Consider the following 19,525-nt stretch of genomic DNA (forward strand, 5'->3'; position numbering starts at 1 on the left):
TTTTTATTATGTTAAAATTAAAAGTAATTATCTATCCAAAGTGGCGAATAACGACAAAATGAGATAGAGTCTGATTAAAACACTTGCGCATTACTGTTTACAACTTGTATTGTAGAGAATGAATAACAATATATAAGAGGAGTAAATAGCATGAAAAAGTTACAACAACTCTTGCGAAATATAGATGGAAAAGGTTATAAAGCCTATAAATCGATTCAAGGGCGTTATTCCTTCCATCGTTATGAAATATCTATGGACTATGTACAAGGAGATCCATTCGCGTCGCCTTCGAAAATCCGCATCGTTATTCCAGATGCATATCGTCCAATTAAAGATGAATGGAAACAATCCAAACAAAGAAACATATATGTAGCGGATCATATCGCCCGTTCGGTAGCAAAAGCAATTCAGGCGGAAGCCAAACAATCGAGGGGATCTGGTAAAAGCGGATTAATCCATATAGATCAACCCGGTCAGGAAATTCTTGAACGAACAGCGGTTCAAATAAAAAAAGAAAAAACGATTATCTGTTTATCAGTTGGTTTGCCGGCAAATGGGCGCCGTATTAATGGTAAAGAAGCAGAAAAGTTATTTTTTACGATTCTGCCCTCCATTCTGAAATATTCCATTTTTGCTATAAAAGATGAAGAAATAGAACAGAGTGTACAGCTAGCAGACCAGCATATCGCCATTAGAGAGAAAATGAAGGAAAATAATTGGCTAGCTTTTGTTGCGGATGGAGCAATTCTTCCGCGGGAAAGTGGTGTGAGCAACCGACCATTAAGAAAAGCAGTGCCTTTTGAAAGTCCTCAAGAAAATCGAGTGGAAATTAAGCTGCCACACCGTGAGGAACCTTTAACAGGTATGGCTATTAAAAAAGGCATAAGCTTAATCGTCGGTGGTGGTTATCATGGTAAAAGTACGTTATTGCAAGCTTTGGAGCGCGGAGTTTATCATCATATTCGCGGGGATGGTCGTGAATATGTGTTAACTAATCTCGATGCTGTTAAAATAAGAGCTGAAGATGGAAGACAGGTAACATCGGTCAATATCTCTGCTTTTATCAATGATCTGCCGCATGGGCAAGCGACAACTAAATTCACGACAGAGAATGCCAGTGGCAGTACCTCACAAGCAACGAATGTAGTGGAAGCAATAGAAGCCGGGGCGACAACCTTGTTAATTGATGAAGATACAAGCGCCACAAATTTTATGATTCGTGATGCACGTATGCAAGCACTTGTTCACCAAGATAAAGAACCGATCACACCTTTTATCGATAAAATCAAACAATTACGTGATGATTTAGAAGTGTCAACAATTTTAGTGATGGGTGGTTCAGGTGATTATTTTGATGTGGCAGATGAGGTAATCATGATGGATCAATATAAACCATTTAATGTAACAGACAAAGCTCGAGAAATTGTGGAACATCACCCTGTTTCCCGTCAGCCGGTGACAGAAAAACTGGCCAGTGATATGAATCAACGCATCTTTTTACCACCAAGTCTAAACTTACAAAAAGGGAAAAAGAAAAAAGTGCAAGCTAAAAGTCTTTATACCATTTTGATGGGCATGACAACGATTCAACTTCAAGGTGTGGAACAGTTAGTCGATGCCTCCCAAACACGGGCCATTGCAGAACTGTTACGTTACATGGAAGCAAAAGGGATTTTAAAGCAAGGAAAACCATTATCATCCTTGCTCGATGATATCGAAAAAATAATGGATAATGAAGGTTTACAAGCATTTGCCCCTTTTCCAAATCAGCACCCAGGTGACCTTGCCCGGCCAAGACGATTTGAAATTGCGGCATGCTTGAACAGAATGAGAACAGCAAAAGTCCAATAAAGTGATAATTCCAGCGCTACGGACGGTAAACCCCGTGATAAAAAGGAGGTGAGTGTAATGGCATATCAAAAACTGAAAGAAGAGTTAATTGCTTATAGTAAAGAGATTGGTATCGACAAAATCGGTTTTGCCAGTGTAGAACCTTTCGCTGAATTTAAATCAAGGCTAGAGGAACAGCAAGCATTAGGCTATGCTTCTGGATTTGAAAAAGGAACCAATCAAGAAAGAACGGAACCGGAACGATTAATGCCAGGTGCAGAATCAATTATTGCCATTGCACTTGCCTATCCAACAAGAATTAAAAACGATCCGAAAAGTGTCAAAGGGGATCGCCGCGGTTTTTTCGCGCGTGCATCATGGGGAACAGATTATCATATCGTTTTAAAAGAAAAGTTAGATAAGCTAGCTTCCTTTTTACAGAAAAAGGTGCCAGGCTTACAATTTAGTTCAATGGTTGATACGGGTGAATTGTCTGACCGAGCTGTGGCAGAACGAGCCGGTATTGGTTTCAGTGGCAGCAATACGTTAATCATTTCTCCAGAGTACGGATCTTATATGTATTTAGGTGAGATGATTACCAATATACCTTTTCCTGCTGATCAACCACTTGATGAGGGGTGTGGGACGTGTACAAAATGTTTAGACGCTTGTCCAACAGGTGCACTTGTCGAGCCGGGACGATTAAATGCACAGCAATGTCTCGCATTTCTCACCCAAACGAAAGGTTTCATGCCGGATGATCATCGAGATAAGCTAGGAAACTACATCTATGGCTATGAAACATGCCAGGTTGTCTGCCCGTATAATAAAGGAGTAGATTTTCACAATCATGAGGAGTTTGAGCCTGATCCAGATCTGGTAAAACCACGACTTGTCGATTTGTTAGCTGTTTCTAACCGTGAATTCAAAGAAAAATTCGGGAAAATGGCCGGTTCTTGGCGCGGTAAAAAACCACTCCAACGTAATGCCATTCTTGCCTTGGCCCATTATAAGGAAGCATCGGCCATTGATACGTTAATCGAGTTAATGATCGATGACCCACGTCCAGTCATCCGTGGAACAGCAGCATGGGCAATCGGGAAAATAGGCGAGGAAAGAGGATTTCGTGCCATAGAACAAGCAATGCAGCGAGAAAAAGACCTGGAAGTTATGGAAGAAATGGAAAAAGGCTTACAATTTGAATCAATATCAACCAATTAAATGGGGGGATCTGTAATGAATTCACTGAACTATTTTCCGTATGACTCACCGCTGGGCACTCTTTTACTTGTAAGTTATGATCAACATCTTATTTTCATTAAATTTGGAACGATTGAGGAGTATGAACAGGAGATTATTGCTTGGGCTGAAAAACATTCTCTACCTACTAACTTAGTAGAATCAAAGGAATCATTGACAGAAACAATCAGCCAATTGGATCAATATTTTAAAGGGGAGCGAAAGACCTTTTCGATACCTTATAGATTTTACGGTACTCCTTTTCAAAAGAAGGTATGGCAAGCTTTAGCTGAAGTAGAGTACGGTAAAACTTGTTCTTATCTAGATATTGCTAAAAACATCGATTCACCAAAAGCAGTACGAGCTGTTGGAGGTGCTAATAACAAAAACCCGATTTCCGTCATTATTCCCTGCCATCGCGTTATTGGAAAGAACGGCAAGTTAGTTGGTTACGGCGGAGGTTTGGATAAAAAAGAATATCTATTGGAATTAGAGAGGGCGGGAGTTTGATACTTCCGCCCTTATATTTTCAGGAAAGAAAATATAAAACTTGGGTATTTGTCTAGCTCCAAGTGCCCAGAAACTAGGCGACTTCACGAATCGCCCTACGATAAGTCATCATCGGTTCGCAAAGCACACCGTGATTCCTTTATCTCAGTTGATTCGCTCCAGTCGCTACGTTTCTAAACGGGCGCTCTGCGCTTTTCTTATTTATTCTGCTGTTTCGTCTTCAGATGTCTCAGTAGTTGTTTCTTCCGTTTGATCTTCAGTGTCACTTTCATCATCTTCGGCACAAGCAGTAAGCCCGCCAAAGGCCAAGAAAGCAACAGCTAAAAGAGATAGCCATTTCTTCTTCATCAATAATCCCTCCTTCAAATTCCATTCTAAAAATCCATATGGATAATTACAACTAAAAATTCCATATATTAACTAAAATTTATATTATTTACACACCTTTAACATTAAAAAGATACAAAGATTGACAGCAACCATTGTCGTGGAATAAGTACGGATGACTTTGAAACGGACATGTTGAAGCTTATTCATCAAACAAGGTGTTAAAAGTTCGCAAAATATGCATCAAATAGATTTACTTTTACTGGAACAACCAACCTATTAAGGCAAAATTAAAAGGCAAGAGTCCAATACAATACCGAACTCTTGCCCAATAAGCTACTTAATATAATTTGTCTAATTTTTTGGGGTCGCTTCAATTAAATACAAGCATTTCTTTTTACTTGCTTACCTTTGATCATTTATTATTCTAATTCAATGTCGCCTTCCATTTCACCTTCTGCTTCGGTGTCGTCTTGACTATCTTCTTCCATCGGATCCTCTTCCTCAGCAGCTGGATCTTCTTCAGGCATTGGTTCCTCTTCAGCAGCTGGATCCTCTTCAGGCATAGGAGCTTCTTCTTCAGCCGGAGCTTGATCTTCCATTGGTGTCTCTTCTCCTGGTGCTGGAGCTTCCTCCTCCTCACCGCAAGCTGCCAACCCACCAATTGTTAATACAGAAACTCCAAGCAATGATATTATTTGTTTCTTCATTTTTAATTCCTCCTTATTGTTTGTTCACGAATCTTATTCCCGGGCAGTAAACGAATTAATCATAAAAAAACCCCATTTAATATAATGTTAATCTCTTTAAAATATAGTAATAGATTTGAAATTTCTATGATATAACGAAATAATATTGTAACCTCAATCAGATAACGACATTCCAAGACTAATTGCAATTCTCATGAATATATATGGAAACAGGGAGGGGATTGTGTTGTCAGAATGGGAGTTAATTAAAAGGCATTGGAAAGATAACTGGAATCAGAATGAGCATTCTCTTCACAAAAAACAGCAGCTTCACAAGAAAAATGGTAAAAGTATTAATCATATAGATATAATAGGAAAAAAACAGAACACAACAACAAATAACGATCGATCAGAATTAGCCTATCAATTGTATATCAAATTGTTTATTGAGGATGAAGATAATTTTTATCACGAGGAAGTGGTAGAAAATCGTATTGCTATCATAAAAAATGATCAAGTAATAGAGGATAAGGAGATTTCGTTTCAGAGAGCGCAAAAACCTGAAAAGATAGAAGCTGATCAAAATCAGGTGCGTTTTGCCTATGATAGGAGAGCAGCGGTTCAGTATGCAGAACGATGGTGGAATGATGCTAATCCAGCTTATCAATTTTTTGAAGATAATGACTGTACCAATTATATTTCGCAATGCCTAAGAGCAGGTGGTGCTCCGATGCATGGTGCTCCGAATCGATCCAAGGGCTGGTGGTATCAGAATAATAATTGGAGTTACAGCTGGTCAGTAGCCAATGCACTCAGGTGGTATTTAAGTGGGGCAACTTCAGGTTTAAAGGGAACAGAGATAAGTGATCCGCAAAACCTTTTACTAGGTGATGTGATTTGTTATGATTTTCAAGGAGATGGCAGATGGGATCATAATACAATTGTTGTGGCAAAAGATAGTCAGAACATGCCGTTAGTCAACGCTCATACGAATAATAGTCGTCATCGATTTTGGACATATGAGGATTCAGCAGCATGGACACCGGACTGTAACTATCGTTTTTTCCGAATAGGAGAGGATGATCGTGCAAAAGATTAAGATTATGGTATAATAACTAAGGTTAATAAGCAATATTTGAGGTGAAATACATTGGCAGTCCATGTCGTATTATATCAACCAGAAATTCCAGCTAATACGGGGAATATCGCAAGAACATGTCTAGCAACAAATGTTCATTTACACTTAATCCGACCACTCGGTTTTTCTACCGATGATAAAATGTTACGCCGTGCCGGATTAGATTATTGGCATGATGTTTCGATTAATTATTATGATTCATTAGATGAATTATATGAAACATTTCCTAAGGCTGAGTTTTATTATATCGAAAACTTCGGAACGAAATATTATTCTGAATTTGATTTTAGTGATAGTGAAAAGGATTTGTTTTTCGTTTTTGGTCGTGAAACCAATGGAATTCCAAAAGATCTTTTAGAAGGCAAAGAAGATCGCTGCCTTCGCATCCATATGACAGATAAGGTTCGCTCCTTGAATTTGTCCAATACCGCAGCGATTATCGTCTATGATGTTCTGAAACAACAAGGCTTTCCAGGCCTAGATTAACCACAGCATACTTGTTGTGGTTTTTGTTTATTTAATGAGGTGATGAAATGGATCAGGAAACAGTAATCCAAAAGACAGCAGAGATGGTACGTGAAAAATTATTAGGTGAAGGATCCGGTCATGATTGGTATCATATTGAACGTGTGACCACTACAGCTAAAAAACTAGCACATCAGGAAAATGCCAATCTATTCGTCGTGTCTTTAGTAGCGTTATTGCATGATTTAGCTGATGATAAGGTCGTGGATAGTGAAGAGGAAGGTTTGAGAGCTATTCAGGAATGGCTTGGGCAATCTGGTGTGGAAAAACATGATATGGACCATATTTTATCTATTATTAAGAATATGTCATTTAAAGGTGGTAACGGGAAGCAACTCGACACAATAGAAGGACAAGTAGTCCAAGATGCGGACAGGTTAGATGCGATTGGAGCGGTTGGCATTGCACGGTGCTTTGTATATGCCGGTAAAAAAGGGCAGCCAATCTATGATCCAGAATTAGAAGTACGAGAACAAATGACTAAGGACGAGTATCGTAAAGGTCAATCAAGTGCTATTCACCATTTCTATGAAAAACTGTTAAAATTAAAAGACCTCATGAACACAAAAGCAGGCTATCAATTAGCACAAGAACGACATCAGTTCATGGAACAATTCCTAGATACATTTTATATGGAAGTAGGAGAAGATATAACGCCCAAATAAAGGAGAGGTTAGCTTGACATCGATTTGTTTTGTTAGACACGGAGAAACCGATTGGAACGCACTGGGAAAAATTCAAGGACAGACAGATATTCCATTAAATAATAATGGACGTTCACAAGCAGATGAGTGTGGACGTTACTTACAAGATTTTGAATGGGACGTGATGATAACAAGTCCTTTACAGCGAGCGAAAGAAACGGCAACAATCATCAATAAATACCTTGATTTGTCTTTAACAGAAATGAACGATTTTCGTGAAAGAGGATTTGGGGATGTAGAAGGAATGACATTTCAGGAACGTTTAGAAGCATTCCCAGATGGGATCTATCCCAATCAGGAAAGCTTTGAAGAACTTACGGAGCGCCTAGTGGAAGGATTGCAAGAAATTCATCAGATACATAAGGGGAGGAAAGTACTACTTGTCGCCCATGGTGCGGTGATCAATGCCATACTAACCAATTTTTCTGATGGGAAAATCGGTTCGGGAAAGACTAGGCTCGTTAATGGCTGTATTAATCATATTGAATGGATAGAGGAAGTGTGGCAAATTAAAAGCTATAATCAGACCGGACATCTTTCAGCGTTTAATGAAAAAGGCAAGATATAACTCTCAACGATCCTTGAGTCGAATAGAAGTGTTCTAAAAGCCAGGAGGGGTGAAAAAAGAGAAGCTCGCGTCCGATAGAAGTGCTCTAAACACCGGGATAAATGAAAATGTTTCCTAACGAGCATAAAGAAACAACCTAAATGACGAAAGTAACAAAAAATGGTACTCGTATCCATTAGAAAAGCCCATTTCTTTTTAAGTAGTGACATTCACTACTTTTTATAATATACTATATTCAAATAATCAAATGAATGTTTGAATGAGGTGACCCAAATGAAATGTGAAACATATTGTTATGATGAAGCGGTTGTAGCTCGTGTACAGCCAGAAATAGAAAAACTTACAGGTGTCGAGTTGATTTTTAAAGCATTATCCGATGCGACACGCTTAAAAATCACGTATGCCTTAACATTAGAAAAAGAATTATGTGTTTGTGACGTGGCTAATATCATTGGTTCGTCCACCGCAACTGCATCCCATCACTTACGTATGCTCCGAAATATGGGATTAGCGAAATATCGCAAGGAAGGAAAGCTTGTCTTTTATTCGTTAAAGGATGATCATGTGCGTCAACTCGTCACGATTGCTAAAGCACATGCGGAAGAAGGTGTTCAGGTTGGCTGAAAAGCAAGTCTTTAGACTACAAGGCTTATCATGTACGAACTGTGCTGCTACATTTGAAAAAAATATCAGGAAAATTAACAGTGTCGAGGATGTTGATTTGAATTTTTCTGCCGCTAAATTAACGGTCCATGGTGAAGCGACTATTGAAGAGTTGGAACAAGCAGGAGCTTTTGATCATATTAAAGTATATCCTGAGAAAAAGAAAGCACCGGTCATTCCTTTTTACAAGAAAAGAGAAAATCAGTTAACGATTCTTTCTTTACTATTTGTCATGGTTGGGTATGTATTCTATTTTCAAATAGGAGAGCATCACACTTTAACAATTAGCACCTTTGTACTTGCCATTGTCATTGGTGGATATGATCTAATCAAAACAGGAAGTAAAAACTTGATTAAGTTTCAGTTTGATATGAAAACGTTAATGACGATCGCAGTGATTGGTGCAGCGATTATCGGCGAATGGGCAGAGGCTGCTGTAGTAGTATTCCTGTTTGCTTTGAGTGAAGCATTGGAAAGCTTTTCGATGGATAAAGCACGAAACTCAATCCAATCGTTAATGGAGGTTGCACCGAATCGAGCGACCATTAAACGGGATGACCAATTGATAGAAATCGATGTAGAGGATGTACAAATCGGAGATACGATGATCGTCAAACCTGGGGAAAAAATCGCCATGGATGGTAAGGTTAAAGAAGGAATGTCATACGTTAATCAGGCAGCCATTACAGGTGAGTCCGTTCCAGTTGAAAAAGGAGATGGAGCGACTGTTTTTGCAGGTTCGATTAATGAAGAAGGAGCACTAGTGGTTGAAGTAACCAAATCAAGTGAGGATACAACGATTGCTAAAATCATTCATTTAGTCGAAGAAGCGCAAGCAGAAAAAGCACCAACACAGCAATTTGTCGATCGTTTTGCAAAATATTATACTCCTGCTATCATGTTATTGGCATTACTTGTAATCGTTATTCCACCTGTTTTTGGTGCGGATTGGCAGACATGGATTTACAATGGTTTAGCTGTATTAGTCGTTGGTTGTCCATGCGCATTGGTGATCTCGACGCCAGTTGCGATTGTGACAGCAATTGGTAATGCTGCACGAAATGGCGTGTTGATCAAAGGTGGTATCTATTTAGAACAACTGGCAAACATTGATGCTGTTGCTTTTGATAAGACCGGAACCATTACACTTGGTAAACCTATGGTGACAGAAGTAGAAGCCCTTCGTGGTACAGAAGAAGAGCTTTTGCAAATAGCTGGGGCATTGGAAGCCTATTCCGAACATCCAATAGCACGAGCCATTCACAAAAAAACAACAAATTTACTATTACCAGAAGCAACACAATTTCAATCGATTACCGGTAAAGGGATTATAGCTACGGTTCATGGCGCTCGTTATAAAATTGGAAATGCTAGACTTTTTGAAGGAATCGAGCTTCCGTCCGTTTCAGAAAATACGGTTTTATATGTCGGAACAGAGAATGAACTAATCGGGTATTTAACTGTTGCAGACCAACCTCGACCTAATATCAGACAACAAATGAAGAAACTGCATCAATTAGGTATAAGCAAAACAGTTATGCTGACAGGTGATGTAACCAATGTGGCAGAAAATATTGGCCAACAAACAGGTGTATCAGATGTAAAAGCAGAGCTTTATCCTGAAGAAAAGCTATCTTATATCAAACGATTAAAACAGTCTCATCGAGTTGCAATGGTTGGTGATGGAATCAACGATGCACCGGCGTTAGCAGAAGCAAATGTTGGTATTGCTATGGGCGGTGCTGGTACGGATGTCGCATTGGAAACAGCGGACATTGCTTTAATGGGGGACGATCTATCAAAAATTCCTTATTCGATTCAATTAAGCAAGCGAACATTACGCATTATAAAAGAAAACATTGGCTTAGCTTTATTATTAAAAGTGGTTGCCCTGTTACTTGTGATACCAGGCTGGTTAACATTATGGTTAGCGATTTTTGCAGATATGGGAGCGACTTTACTTGTTGTTTTCAATGCCTTACGGTTAATTCGCAAAAATGAAAAATAATGTTCCCTAGATATATGCTTCTCTTCACGAGATATAACCTTATCTCGTGAAGAGGCAACATAACATCCAAATTACAACTTAGTTACGACCGGAACGAATAATATTTTGCATTTTTTCAACATTTGGATAGTCAAAATCCTGATATTGCTGGCACACTTTCTCTAGATCATATGGAACTCGCACATGACTTGTTTGTATCTGTCCACCAACAATATCAACAATCACATAGGATGCTTTAGCCATTCCGTCAAAAGGTAAACCAACACTACCTAAATTGACAATAGTTTTTCCTCCCACTGTCCGTTCATAAGCTTTGTGAATATGACCATATAAATAAACGTCTGCCTCTTCTTTTGTCGTTAATTTTTCTAACAAATCATTATCTGTTACATTTGGTAAGACAACATCAAATAAACTGTCAGGAGTTGCATGGAAGGCGTGAATACGGACTCCGTCTTCCTCTAATGTTAATTCAGTCGGCAGTGATTCTAAAAAGGAAATTTGTTCTTCATCTAGATTACTTCTTATCCATTCTTGTTCTTGCTGCATTGTTTTTAAGGCTTGTTGGGGAACTTCTCCTTCTCGGACACCTCTAACAACCCATTGATCAGCATTCCCTTTGATAACATCCGTGTTTAATCCCCTAATTAAGTTTATTGACTTGGATGGTTCAGGTCCCCGGTAAGCAATATCACCAAGTACGGCAATGCGATCAACCTGTTTTTTTTCGATATCATCTAACACTTCTTCCAAAGCTACAGCATTTCCGTGAATATCAGAAATAAAAGCGAATCTCATTTTATCACCTCAAATTCATGATAAAATATAATCTTTTGATAAAGCAAAGATTTTGACGTTCTACAGGTGTGAAACATATAATAGTAGTATAGAGATAATTGCAATTACTCCTATGCCAATGTGATCGGGTGTAGGTTTTTCTTTTCGTGAAATGGGGAATAACTCTATTAAGGAGGTTTATCCATATGGTCTCATTTTTTACAAATAACATACCCACATTTATGAAAATTGAATTAGAAAAGTTATTTCATAAAATAAACCCGTTAATTAAGAAGAATGCTAAATATATGATGTTTGCTATTCCATTATTGTTAATTTCGATTTTAAACCTTATCTTTTTCTTGTTTTTCGATGGATTTGCCAATGGTATGGTGGCCATTGTAATTGTGTATGCATTAATGGCAGCAGTTGGATTGGCATTATATAAGGAATCGAAGCACATTAAGAGGAAAATTAAACAATTAGAGATGGAGCATATCGTAACCAGAATTGAAAAAAGTGACGTCATGAATGAGTACAAGAAGAAAGATTATATTTCTCTATTAAAATCACAACCGAAAATGGGGTTACAAACATTCATTAACTTCCTAACAGAAGAGAATGATAGAAGAAAAATGATGGAAGACTAAGGACTGTCTGTTAATTATTGGGCGGGATGATTGAATAAACCTAGTAAGAAATATAAACTAATAATAGAAGGGTGAGTCTATGCTCATCCTTCTATTTTTTTGTCTAGCAAAATGCGTTGACAACCCTTCTGAATCATGAGAGTATATATATTGTTGTTCTTTATAAAGAATGAAATGGTGATGATAAAATGGAGTTAGAGCGTTCGAAAATAAGGAGAGGTTATCAATGTACAGGTGAAAATGATATTTAGCAATTTTTATCACGGTGCTAATCGCTCCGTAAAACCCCTACTGAGGGAAGTCTCACTGTATACGTTGTTAATAAACTAATATACATAACCGTTCGTTATAATGAAAAAGGAGAGGAGCAAAAAAAGTGGAAAGTGCATTAAGAATTTTACATGTTGTGGAAAGTATGAACCAAAGTGAGGTAGGAACGATGATTATGAACGTTTACCGTAATTTGGATCGAAGCAAAGTCCAATTTGATTTTTTAACAAATGAAGAAGGAGATTATGATGGGGAAATACATCAATTGGGTGGTTTTATATATCGCATTCCATCCATAAATGAAGCTGGAATGAGAGATTATCAAAAAGCATTACGTCAATTTTTTAAAGGGCATCGGTTTTACATAGTAATGCATTCGCATATAGATCAAATGAGTGTCTTTCCTTTAAAAGCAGCGAAAAGAACAGGGATACCTGTAAGAGTAGCTCATAGTCATAACACAAAGGATAATGCAACAGGAATGATAAAGATATTAAAAGAGATTGCCGGCTCATTGATTCCGATTTATGCTACGGATTTTTTTGCTTCTTCCCCTGAAGCAGCAGATTGGTTATTCAAGAGAAAAGCCAAGCAAGTAGAAATGATGTTTAAAGGCATCGAAATAGATCGATTTTACTATTCTCGTTCATTGAGAGAACAAGGAAGACAGGAACTCAACATAACCGATAATGAATTTGTCATCGGTCATATTGGTAGATTTGCCCCGCAAAAAAATTATGACTATTTAATAGAGTTATTTGTTGGATTTCGCAGGAGAATTCCGCAATCGAAATTAGTATTAATCGGAGATGGCCCATTAAGAGCGCAAATCGAAGGGAAAATAAAGCAATATCGTGTACAAGACTATGTTATTTTTCTAGGGGCGAAACCAGATACAGAGAAGTGGATGCAAGTTTTTGATCTGTTTATATTCCCGTCCTTACATGAAGGCTTACCGCTAACCTTAGTAGAAGCACAAGGCGCAGGTTTACCCATTATTGCCTCTGACTCTATATCCAAAGAAGTTGATTTAGGAGCGGGACTCGTTCAATTCATCCCCTTAGATAATAAAAATAAATGGTTAGAAGCTATGTATGAAGCTTATGATCATACATATCGAAATCCTATTGAACCCGAAATATTATTTAAAAAAGGCTACGATGTTAAGCAAGTAGCTCAGCAAACAGAGCAAAAGTATCTACAGCTCAGAGATGAAGGCATATGAGTGAGATTACTGTCTCTACAAAATAATGAAAAAAAGAAAATCGATAGGATTTGAGGTTTGATAAATGATAGGGACAAATATAAATAGAATCAGAAAAAGAAGAAATTTAACTTTATCTGAATTGGCGGAAAGAGCAGATGTGTCAAAATCTTATTTAAGTAATATTGAACACAATTTAAATGATAACCCTTCCATACAAATCGTTGAAAAACTAGCAGAAGTGTTAAATGTGGAAGTGGTGACACTATTAGGAGAAGAAGATCAAATTTTGCTAAAGGATAATGAATGGAACGATTTTATAAATAATCTAAAAGCGATAGGGATAACTAAACTAGACTTTGATCAATATCGAATTGTCTTTGAATTTATTAAATGGAAGAACCAACAAGATGAACAGAAGTAAGCACATGGAATGGAAAAAAGAAATAAATGAATAGATTAATTCCTCCTGTATGACGAATTCTTAAGAAATTAATTACAAAACAATCGAATGCAACTAAAATTGGCTGGAAAGAAGGAATGTTCATGAAAAAAGTATTATTTATCATCGATCCATTAGATCCGGGATTATCTATTGAACATCAATTATACCTAATACATCACCATCTTGCGTCTGATACTGAAATATATGTGAAATCACTTGATAATCATCCACTTTTTTCTCGACAGCTTAATAAGGAAATATATAGATTGGCTTCCATTAATCATGTTATTTCTTCTCTAAGAAAAGATTCCTGCTATCCAAAGAATTGGCGTTTTACGTTGCAGCCTCGACCAGTACCATGGCATATTAGGAAAGCATATTACAATTTTCCATCATTAGTCCGATTATATTGGACACATATCAGCAAGGAAGTAACAAAAAGTCATACTTTTTATGATGAGGGTATTAGTTTGTCTTCTGGTATCCCGGCCTATTACCTAAGAGACAAGGTACAAGCTGAAAAGAAAAGTTATTATTTTCCTGTCAGACAGTTTAAACAGGCAGTAACGCCTGTCATTGATGATTTACGTAAACAGGATACTATATATACTGCTTCAGAATCGATGTATAGTGAACTAGAGATAAATAATTATCAGGTAAAGTATTATGCAGATCCTTATTATAAAGAATCACTCTACCGTGTTTTACTGTTAGATGAAGCAAAAAGCTATCAACTGCAACACTTATCTATTTTATCAGCAAACAATCTGCCAAACAGGAGGAATATCGAAGAATTTATTCGTATGTCCGAATACTTAGTTAAACAGAACATCGCTTTTAGGTGGTATTTCTATGGCGATAATCAGAATGAAGCAATGATACGTAGCTATATTAAAAGTCATCACTTAGAGAAAAATGTTGTGTTTACCGGTGAGATAGCAAATGTCTTTCGATATTTGGAAAAAGCAGATGTCTATGTAGAATGGAATAAGCAATCTTCTATCTATTTTGAAGCAGAAACGATGCAGAAGCCTATCGTTCATTTAAAAAATCACAATCAGATCTTATCGAATAGGTGGTACAGGATCGCACAGACGTTAAAAACGATTGAAAAAAATAAAAATATATAGGCTGTCATTCGACTAAATTCCGAGAATAAGGAATAAGTTCAACAAATAATGGACCATTTAAAATAAAAAATAGTAAATTTAAACCAAATTGTTCTTTAAAACGAATAAAAAATACGTTATAATAAAAACGTGATAGGAATAATAGTAATATCAGTGTTTAAAAATATAAATAAATTAGCAAATAAGAGGAGGAAAATAGTATGACAAAGCACACAGTAGTTGTGGCAGAGTCACAAACACTTTTTCGTGATATGATTACGAATTTTGTAGAGGATATGGAAGAATTCCAAGTGATTGGAACATTAAAGAATGGGCAAGAAGTCATCAATTTTATAAAAGAGAAAGAAGTTCGTCCCTTTTTAATATTATTAGATATTCATATGCCAGTTATGAATGGTTTAGAATGTGCGAAGCAATTAAAGGAAATGTATCCCAACATTAAGGTGGTGTTATTATCTGCTTATGATGACGAAGAATCGATCGAAACAGTATTGTCTGTTTCAGCTGATGGATACATATTAAAGAGTTCTGGCCTGGATGAATTTAAAGATACATTACGCTTTATTATTGATGGTAAATTCGTTGCTCCACAAAAGCTAGTTCAATATTTCTCGCATCGTTTAGAATCCTTACTAAAGATCGAACGGGAAAGTTCATTGCATTTTATTAAAGAACAATTTAACCAACATAAAGATTTGAATAATCGAGAATTTCAAATTATTCAATTGATGAAAAAAGGTTGGACAAATCGAATGATTGCCGATCAATTAGGAATCAGTGAAGGTACAGTCAAAAATTACTTGTCGCTTATTTATAAGAAGCTTCAAATCAAAAGCCGTGTGGAGCTTCTGCAAATTTTATCCGAAATGACCGGTTAATAACCTTACATTTTTTCCCGATAGGCTCGTGGAGAAACGCCGTAATATTTTTTGAAAACGCGATGGAAATAAGAGTAAGAACCAAATCCACAATTTTGTGCAATATTTTCGAGTGTCATCGTTGTATATTTCATTTGATTAATCGCTGCAGATACGCGAATGGATTGGGCGTACTCGATTAAAGTCTGGTTGACATGTTCTTTAAATAAGTGTACACATCTTGATACACTCAGATTACAATGATTGGCAATGTCTTCTACCTTAAAACCTTGTTTTGTCGCGTTTTCCTCAATAAAGCGCATCATCTTCGTCACAACATATGGTCGGTATATATCATGTGACCTTTTATCAATCGCTCTTTGTAAAGACACACACAGTGCACTGACTAAATAGTAGGTAAGTTCACTGTTTCTTTCTTTTGTTGGTCGTCTTTCCTCAATGATAAGGTGATGCCAGAAGTCCAATACAGCTTCATCAAGTGTGATTTTTGTAAAAGTTGGGGCATCCTTGAAGCGTTGGTCAATCCATTCTCCCTCACAATATAAATGAAAATCACCACTTTGTTGTCCTTCCTCCACATATAACTCATAATTTTCACCAGGTTTAATAATTAGTAGATCGCCTTTTTCCGCTACATGTGTGTCATCGTTTACCTTAACCCGTGAGAGTCCCTCTGTTTGAAGCCGAAATAAATAAGACGCATACCGCGACTGATGCGACGTGTGATAACCATAACGATAATTATGATAAGAATATCCACAAAATCCAATTTTCATAAGAAAATCCTCCATCCTTAAAAGAGATAATATTCATCAAAGTAAATATGCAAGCCCGTTTTTAGAACAGCAAGCGTATATTCCTGTTGCATAAGAGAAGCAGTAATCAATAAATTCAAAGAAAAATAATTATTAATAGCAAAATAGTTCATGTTTTGATTATATCATTTATGTTCAAATTGTATATCATCATTTATTATAATAATAACTTATTGTTGCAAATGAAAAGGGTAACAATTTTAAAACAAACTATTTTAATTTCTAATACTTAGAATTGTTAACCCTTATTAATTACGCAAATAGGAAAGGTGAAGGAGGAGCCATAATGAACGTTTTAATATGGAACGAATACAGACATGAACAACATGATCAAGAAGTAGCAAAAATTTATCCAAAAGGGATTCATGAAGTGTTAAAGGAATTTTTGCAAACAGATGATATCCAAGTGGAAACAGCTACATTAGACGAACCAGACCATGGTATTACTGATGAGAAATTGGCTAAGACAGATGTCATGCTGTGGTGGGGACATTTAGCTCACCATGAAGTAGCGGACGAGATTGTTGATAAAGTACATCAGCGTGTTTTAGAAGGGATGGGTTTAATTGTGCTCCATTCCGGTCATTTCTCAAAAATCTTCCAGAAATTAATGGGAACAGGCTGTGATCTAAAATGGCGTGAAGCAGATGAGAAAGAAAGAATGTGGGTAGTCAATCCATCCCATCCGATTGTGGAAGGTATCGGAGAATACATTGAAATAGAAAAAGAAGAAATGTATGGCGAACATTTTGATATTCCTGCACCAGATGAGTTAGTGCTTGTCAGCTGGTTTGAAGGCGGAGAGGTGTTCCGTTCCGGTTGTACATATCGTAGAGGGCATGGGAAAGTGTTTTATTTCCGTCCAGGTCATGAAGGATATCCAACATACTACCATAAAGATGTCCAAAAAGTAATTCAAAATGCAGTGAGATGGGCTAAACCAACTACAAGAGAATTTTCTAGCTATGGAAATGCTCAACCATTAGAAGAGATAAAGTAAGACTCCCATCAGTGGGGTTTTTGATCCCCACTGATGGTTAGCGCCGTGATAAAACCAATATCATAAGAGGAGAAGTGAATTATGGATAAATTAAAAGTTGCAGTGATTGGCTGTGGAAGTATTGCGATTCATCGTCATTTACCAGAATATCAGGCAAATCCTTTTGTTGAGATTGTTGCCGTTTGTGATATTAAAGAGGAGCGTGCCCAGTTAACAGGATCTAAGTACAATGCACAGGCGTATACCGATTATAAGCAAGCAATAACAGACTCTAAGGCAGACCTTGTCAGTGTTTGTTTACCGAATTATTTACATGCCCCTGTTTCAGTTTTTGCAGCAGAACAAGGAAAGCATGTCTTATGTGAAAAGCCAATGGCAACTTCAGAAGAAGAAGCACAACAAATGATTGAGGCTAGCAATAACGCTGGTAAAAAATTAATGATTGCACATAACCAACGCTTTGTTCCTAGCCATGAGAAAGCGAAACAGTTAATCGCAAATGGTGAGATCGGAAAAGTATACAGCTTCCGTACAACGTTTGGCCACGGTGGACCAGAAGGATGGAGCATCGATGGAAAAGAAAGCTGGTTCTTCCGTAAAGAAGAAGCGTTTATTGGTGCGCTCGGTGACCTTGGCGTACATAAGGCAGATATGATTCGTTATATATTAGGTACCGAATTTTCCGAAGTAGCAGCAATGATTGAGGCATCTGCTAAAGAAAACAGTGATGTAGACGATCAGGCTGTAACCATTTTACGTAGTGAGAACGGCATTATTGGAACATTAACAGCAAGCTGGGCATATGGAGCAGGTGAGGATAACTCCACCGTTATTTATGGTGAGAAGGGTATGCTCCGTCTTGAGGATGATCCTGCTTACGGCTTAATAGCAACCTATACTGATGGATCAAAAGTAAATTATGAACTTGGCCAAATCCAAACAAATGATAGTGGCGGTCAAACTTCATCAGGTGTAGTCGATCATTTTGTCGATAGTGTACGAAATGATACAAAACCGTTGATTGATGGAGAAGAAGGATATAAATCACTACAAATTATCCTTGCAGCATTAGAAGCAAATAAAACGAAGAAAAATATATCGTTATAATGAGAAACTTCAATCAGTGGGGATTGTCTTCATTTCCACTGATTGTTCACCATGATAATAAGAGGAGGAGAAAATGATGAAACTAGGCGTATTTACTGTTCTTTTTTCAGATAAAAACTTCGAAGAAATGCTGGATCACGTTAAAGCAAGTGGGTTAGATGCAGTGGAAATCGGAACTGGTGGTTATCCAGGAGATGCTCATTGTAAAATTGATCAATTATTAGAGGATTCAGTGAAACGCGAGCAATATTTGCGGGCGGTAAAGAAGAGAGACTTAACGATTAGTGCCTTTAGTTGTCATGGAAACCCGCTAACCCCCGATAAGCAATTTGCGGAAGAAAGTGATCAAATTCTTCGTAAAACAATTGAACTTGCTGGGCTTACCGACGTACCAGTCGTTAACTGTTTTTCAGGAACTCCTGGTGACCAGGAAAACGCTAAAGCACCAAACTGGCCTGTCGCTCCATGGCCAACGGAATATGCAGATGTTTTAGAATGGCAATGGGAAGAAAAACTCGTACCATATTGGAAAGAAATCGGAGAGCTTGCTGAAAAGCATAACGTCAAAATCGGAATCGAATTACATGCAGGCTTTTTAGTACATACACCATACACGATGCTTAAACTACGTGAAAAAACAAGCCCAGCAATTGGAGCAAACCTTGATCCTAGTCATTTATGGTGGCAAGGGATAGACCCAGTTGCAGCTATTAAAATTTTAGGTAAAGAAAATGCGTTACACCATTTCCATGCCAAAGACACCTACATTGATCAAGATAATGTCAATATGTATGGTCTAACGGATATGCAACCATATGGTAACATTCAAACAAGAGCATGGAATTTCCGGTCAGTCGGATGTGGTCACGGTTTAGAAGAATGGTCTAACATGATTAGTGCACTACGTACGTTTGGTTATGATTACGTTGTAAGTATTGAGCATGAAGATCCTATCATGTCAATTGACGAAGGATTTGCTCGTGCTGTTGATAATTTGAAAGCAGTAAATATTAAAGAAAGCCCAGCAGAGATGTGGTGGGCGTAAGGA

Annotated in this window: 22 protein-coding genes; 18 read left to right on the top strand and 4 right to left on the bottom strand. The window is 37.4% G+C overall.

What is annotated here, in order from left to right:
- Positions 1-150 precede the first annotated feature (150 nt).
- Genes GI584_RS07315 through GI584_RS07325 form a run of 3 tightly spaced genes read left to right on the top strand, consistent with a single transcriptional unit; the run spans position 151 to position 3,579 of the window.
- Positions 151-1,851 carry an ABC-ATPase domain-containing protein gene (locus tag GI584_RS07315; RefSeq protein WP_100361301.1) on the top strand — a complete coding sequence of 567 codons (1,701 nt, stop codon included), beginning with the start codon at positions 151-153 and terminating at the stop codon, positions 1,849-1,851.
- A 57-nt stretch (positions 1,852-1,908) separates the two neighbouring features.
- Positions 1,909-3,051: a tRNA epoxyqueuosine(34) reductase QueG gene (gene queG / locus GI584_RS07320; RefSeq protein WP_153790797.1), complete on the top strand. Its 1,143-nt coding sequence runs from the start codon at positions 1,909-1,911 to the stop codon at positions 3,049-3,051.
- Between the two features lie 15 nt (positions 3,052-3,066).
- Positions 3,067-3,579 carry a methylated-DNA--[protein]-cysteine S-methyltransferase gene (locus GI584_RS07325; protein WP_153790798.1) on the top strand — a complete coding sequence of 171 codons (513 nt, stop codon included), beginning with the start codon at positions 3,067-3,069 and terminating at the stop codon, positions 3,577-3,579.
- A 201-nt stretch (positions 3,580-3,780) separates the two neighbouring features.
- On the opposite strand, the gene GI584_RS07330 is transcribed toward GI584_RS07325, so the two are convergent.
- Entirely contained in the window at positions 3,781-3,927 is a 147-nt protein-coding gene (locus GI584_RS07330) for a hypothetical protein (protein ID WP_153790799.1), read from the bottom strand.
- Positions 3,928-4,157: 230 nt separating this feature from the next.
- Here GI584_RS07330 and GI584_RS24385 point away from each other — a divergent pair, with 230 nt between their 5' ends.
- Positions 4,158-4,241 carry an IS3 family transposase gene (locus tag GI584_RS24385; RefSeq protein ID WP_407647413.1) on the top strand — a complete coding sequence of 28 codons (84 nt, stop codon included), beginning with the start codon at positions 4,158-4,160 and terminating at the stop codon, positions 4,239-4,241.
- 87 nt (positions 4,242-4,328) lie between these two features.
- Here the strand turns inward: GI584_RS24385 and GI584_RS07335 are convergent, their stop codons facing one another.
- Positions 4,329-4,616, bottom strand: a complete 288-nt coding sequence (locus GI584_RS07335; RefSeq protein WP_153790800.1) for a hypothetical protein — start codon at positions 4,614-4,616, stop codon at positions 4,329-4,331.
- A 226-nt stretch (positions 4,617-4,842) separates the two neighbouring features.
- On the opposite strand from GI584_RS07335, the gene GI584_RS07340 reads away from it, so the two are divergent.
- The 6 genes from GI584_RS07340 (at position 4,843) to GI584_RS07365 (ending at position 10,201) form a co-directional block, all read left to right on the top strand.
- Positions 4,843-5,694: an amidase domain-containing protein gene (locus GI584_RS07340; protein WP_153790801.1), complete on the top strand. Its 852-nt coding sequence runs from the start codon at positions 4,843-4,845 to the stop codon at positions 5,692-5,694.
- A 51-nt stretch (positions 5,695-5,745) separates the two neighbouring features.
- Positions 5,746-6,219, top strand: a complete 474-nt coding sequence (trmL, locus tag GI584_RS07345; RefSeq protein ID WP_153790802.1) for a tRNA (uridine(34)/cytosine(34)/5-carboxymethylaminomethyluridine(34)-2'-O)-methyltransferase TrmL — start codon at positions 5,746-5,748, stop codon at positions 6,217-6,219.
- A 47-nt stretch (positions 6,220-6,266) separates the two neighbouring features.
- Positions 6,267-6,923, top strand: coding sequence for an HD domain-containing protein (locus tag GI584_RS07350; protein ID WP_100361295.1), 657 nt, complete (start codon positions 6,267-6,269; stop codon positions 6,921-6,923).
- 13 nt (positions 6,924-6,936) lie between these two features.
- A complete protein-coding gene (locus GI584_RS07355) occupies positions 6,937-7,530 on the top strand; it encodes a histidine phosphatase family protein (RefSeq protein WP_153790803.1) in 594 nt (197 codons plus the stop codon).
- A 273-nt stretch (positions 7,531-7,803) separates the two neighbouring features.
- Positions 7,804-8,154, top strand: a complete 351-nt coding sequence (locus tag GI584_RS07360) for an ArsR/SmtB family transcription factor (protein WP_100361293.1) — start codon at positions 7,804-7,806, stop codon at positions 8,152-8,154.
- The gene (locus GI584_RS07365) at positions 8,126-10,201 is read left to right on the top strand and encodes a heavy metal translocating P-type ATPase (protein ID WP_153790804.1); all 2,076 of its coding nucleotides are present in this window, start codon (positions 8,126-8,128) and stop codon (positions 10,199-10,201) included. The genes GI584_RS07360 and GI584_RS07365 overlap by 29 nt, the downstream gene beginning before the upstream one ends.
- 78 nt (positions 10,202-10,279) lie before the next feature.
- On the opposite strand, the gene GI584_RS07370 is transcribed toward GI584_RS07365, so the two are convergent.
- Complete coding sequence (locus tag GI584_RS07370) at positions 10,280-10,999, bottom strand: metallophosphoesterase family protein (RefSeq protein WP_153790805.1); 720 nt, start codon at positions 10,997-10,999, stop codon at positions 10,280-10,282.
- A 185-nt stretch (positions 11,000-11,184) separates the two neighbouring features.
- On the opposite strand from GI584_RS07370, the gene GI584_RS07375 reads away from it, so the two are divergent.
- The 5 genes from GI584_RS07375 (at position 11,185) to GI584_RS07395 (ending at position 15,555) form a co-directional block, all read left to right on the top strand.
- The gene (locus tag GI584_RS07375) at positions 11,185-11,628 is read left to right on the top strand and encodes a DUF5392 family protein (protein WP_100361290.1); all 444 of its coding nucleotides are present in this window, start codon (positions 11,185-11,187) and stop codon (positions 11,626-11,628) included.
- Positions 11,629-12,004: 376 nt separating this feature from the next.
- Positions 12,005-13,123: a glycosyltransferase family 1 protein gene (locus tag GI584_RS07380; protein ID WP_153790806.1), complete on the top strand. Its 1,119-nt coding sequence runs from the start codon at positions 12,005-12,007 to the stop codon at positions 13,121-13,123.
- Between the two features lie 64 nt (positions 13,124-13,187).
- On the top strand, positions 13,188-13,526 hold the full coding sequence (locus GI584_RS07385; RefSeq protein ID WP_153790807.1) for a helix-turn-helix domain-containing protein: 339 nt from the start codon (positions 13,188-13,190) through the stop codon (positions 13,524-13,526).
- A gap of 122 nt (positions 13,527-13,648) precedes the next feature.
- A complete protein-coding gene (locus tag GI584_RS07390; RefSeq protein WP_194842150.1) occupies positions 13,649-14,677 on the top strand; it encodes a glycosyltransferase in 1,029 nt (342 codons plus the stop codon).
- 200 nt (positions 14,678-14,877) lie between these two features.
- Positions 14,878-15,555 carry a response regulator gene (locus tag GI584_RS07395; RefSeq protein ID WP_153790809.1) on the top strand — a complete coding sequence of 226 codons (678 nt, stop codon included), beginning with the start codon at positions 14,878-14,880 and terminating at the stop codon, positions 15,553-15,555.
- 5 nt (positions 15,556-15,560) lie between these two features.
- Here GI584_RS07395 and GI584_RS07400 read toward each other — a convergent pair whose 3' ends face one another.
- Complete coding sequence (locus tag GI584_RS07400) at positions 15,561-16,331, bottom strand: helix-turn-helix transcriptional regulator (protein ID WP_153790810.1); 771 nt, start codon at positions 16,329-16,331, stop codon at positions 15,561-15,563.
- Between the two features lie 325 nt (positions 16,332-16,656).
- Between GI584_RS07400 and GI584_RS07405 the strand changes: the two genes are divergently transcribed.
- From GI584_RS07405 to GI584_RS07415, 3 genes are all read left to right on the top strand, one after another.
- Positions 16,657-17,370, top strand: coding sequence for a ThuA domain-containing protein (locus GI584_RS07405; protein WP_100361284.1), 714 nt, complete (start codon positions 16,657-16,659; stop codon positions 17,368-17,370).
- Positions 17,371-17,451: 81 nt separating this feature from the next.
- Positions 17,452-18,477, top strand: a complete 1,026-nt coding sequence (locus GI584_RS07410; protein ID WP_100361283.1) for a Gfo/Idh/MocA family protein — start codon at positions 17,452-17,454, stop codon at positions 18,475-18,477.
- A gap of 76 nt (positions 18,478-18,553) precedes the next feature.
- Positions 18,554-19,522, top strand: coding sequence for a sugar phosphate isomerase/epimerase family protein (locus GI584_RS07415; protein WP_100361282.1), 969 nt, complete (start codon positions 18,554-18,556; stop codon positions 19,520-19,522).
- The last annotated feature ends 3 nt before the right edge of the window (positions 19,523-19,525 follow it).

It is taken from the genome of Gracilibacillus salitolerans (assembly GCF_009650095.1).
GTDB lineage: Bacteria > Bacillota > Bacilli > Bacillales > Amphibacillaceae > Gracilibacillus > Gracilibacillus salitolerans.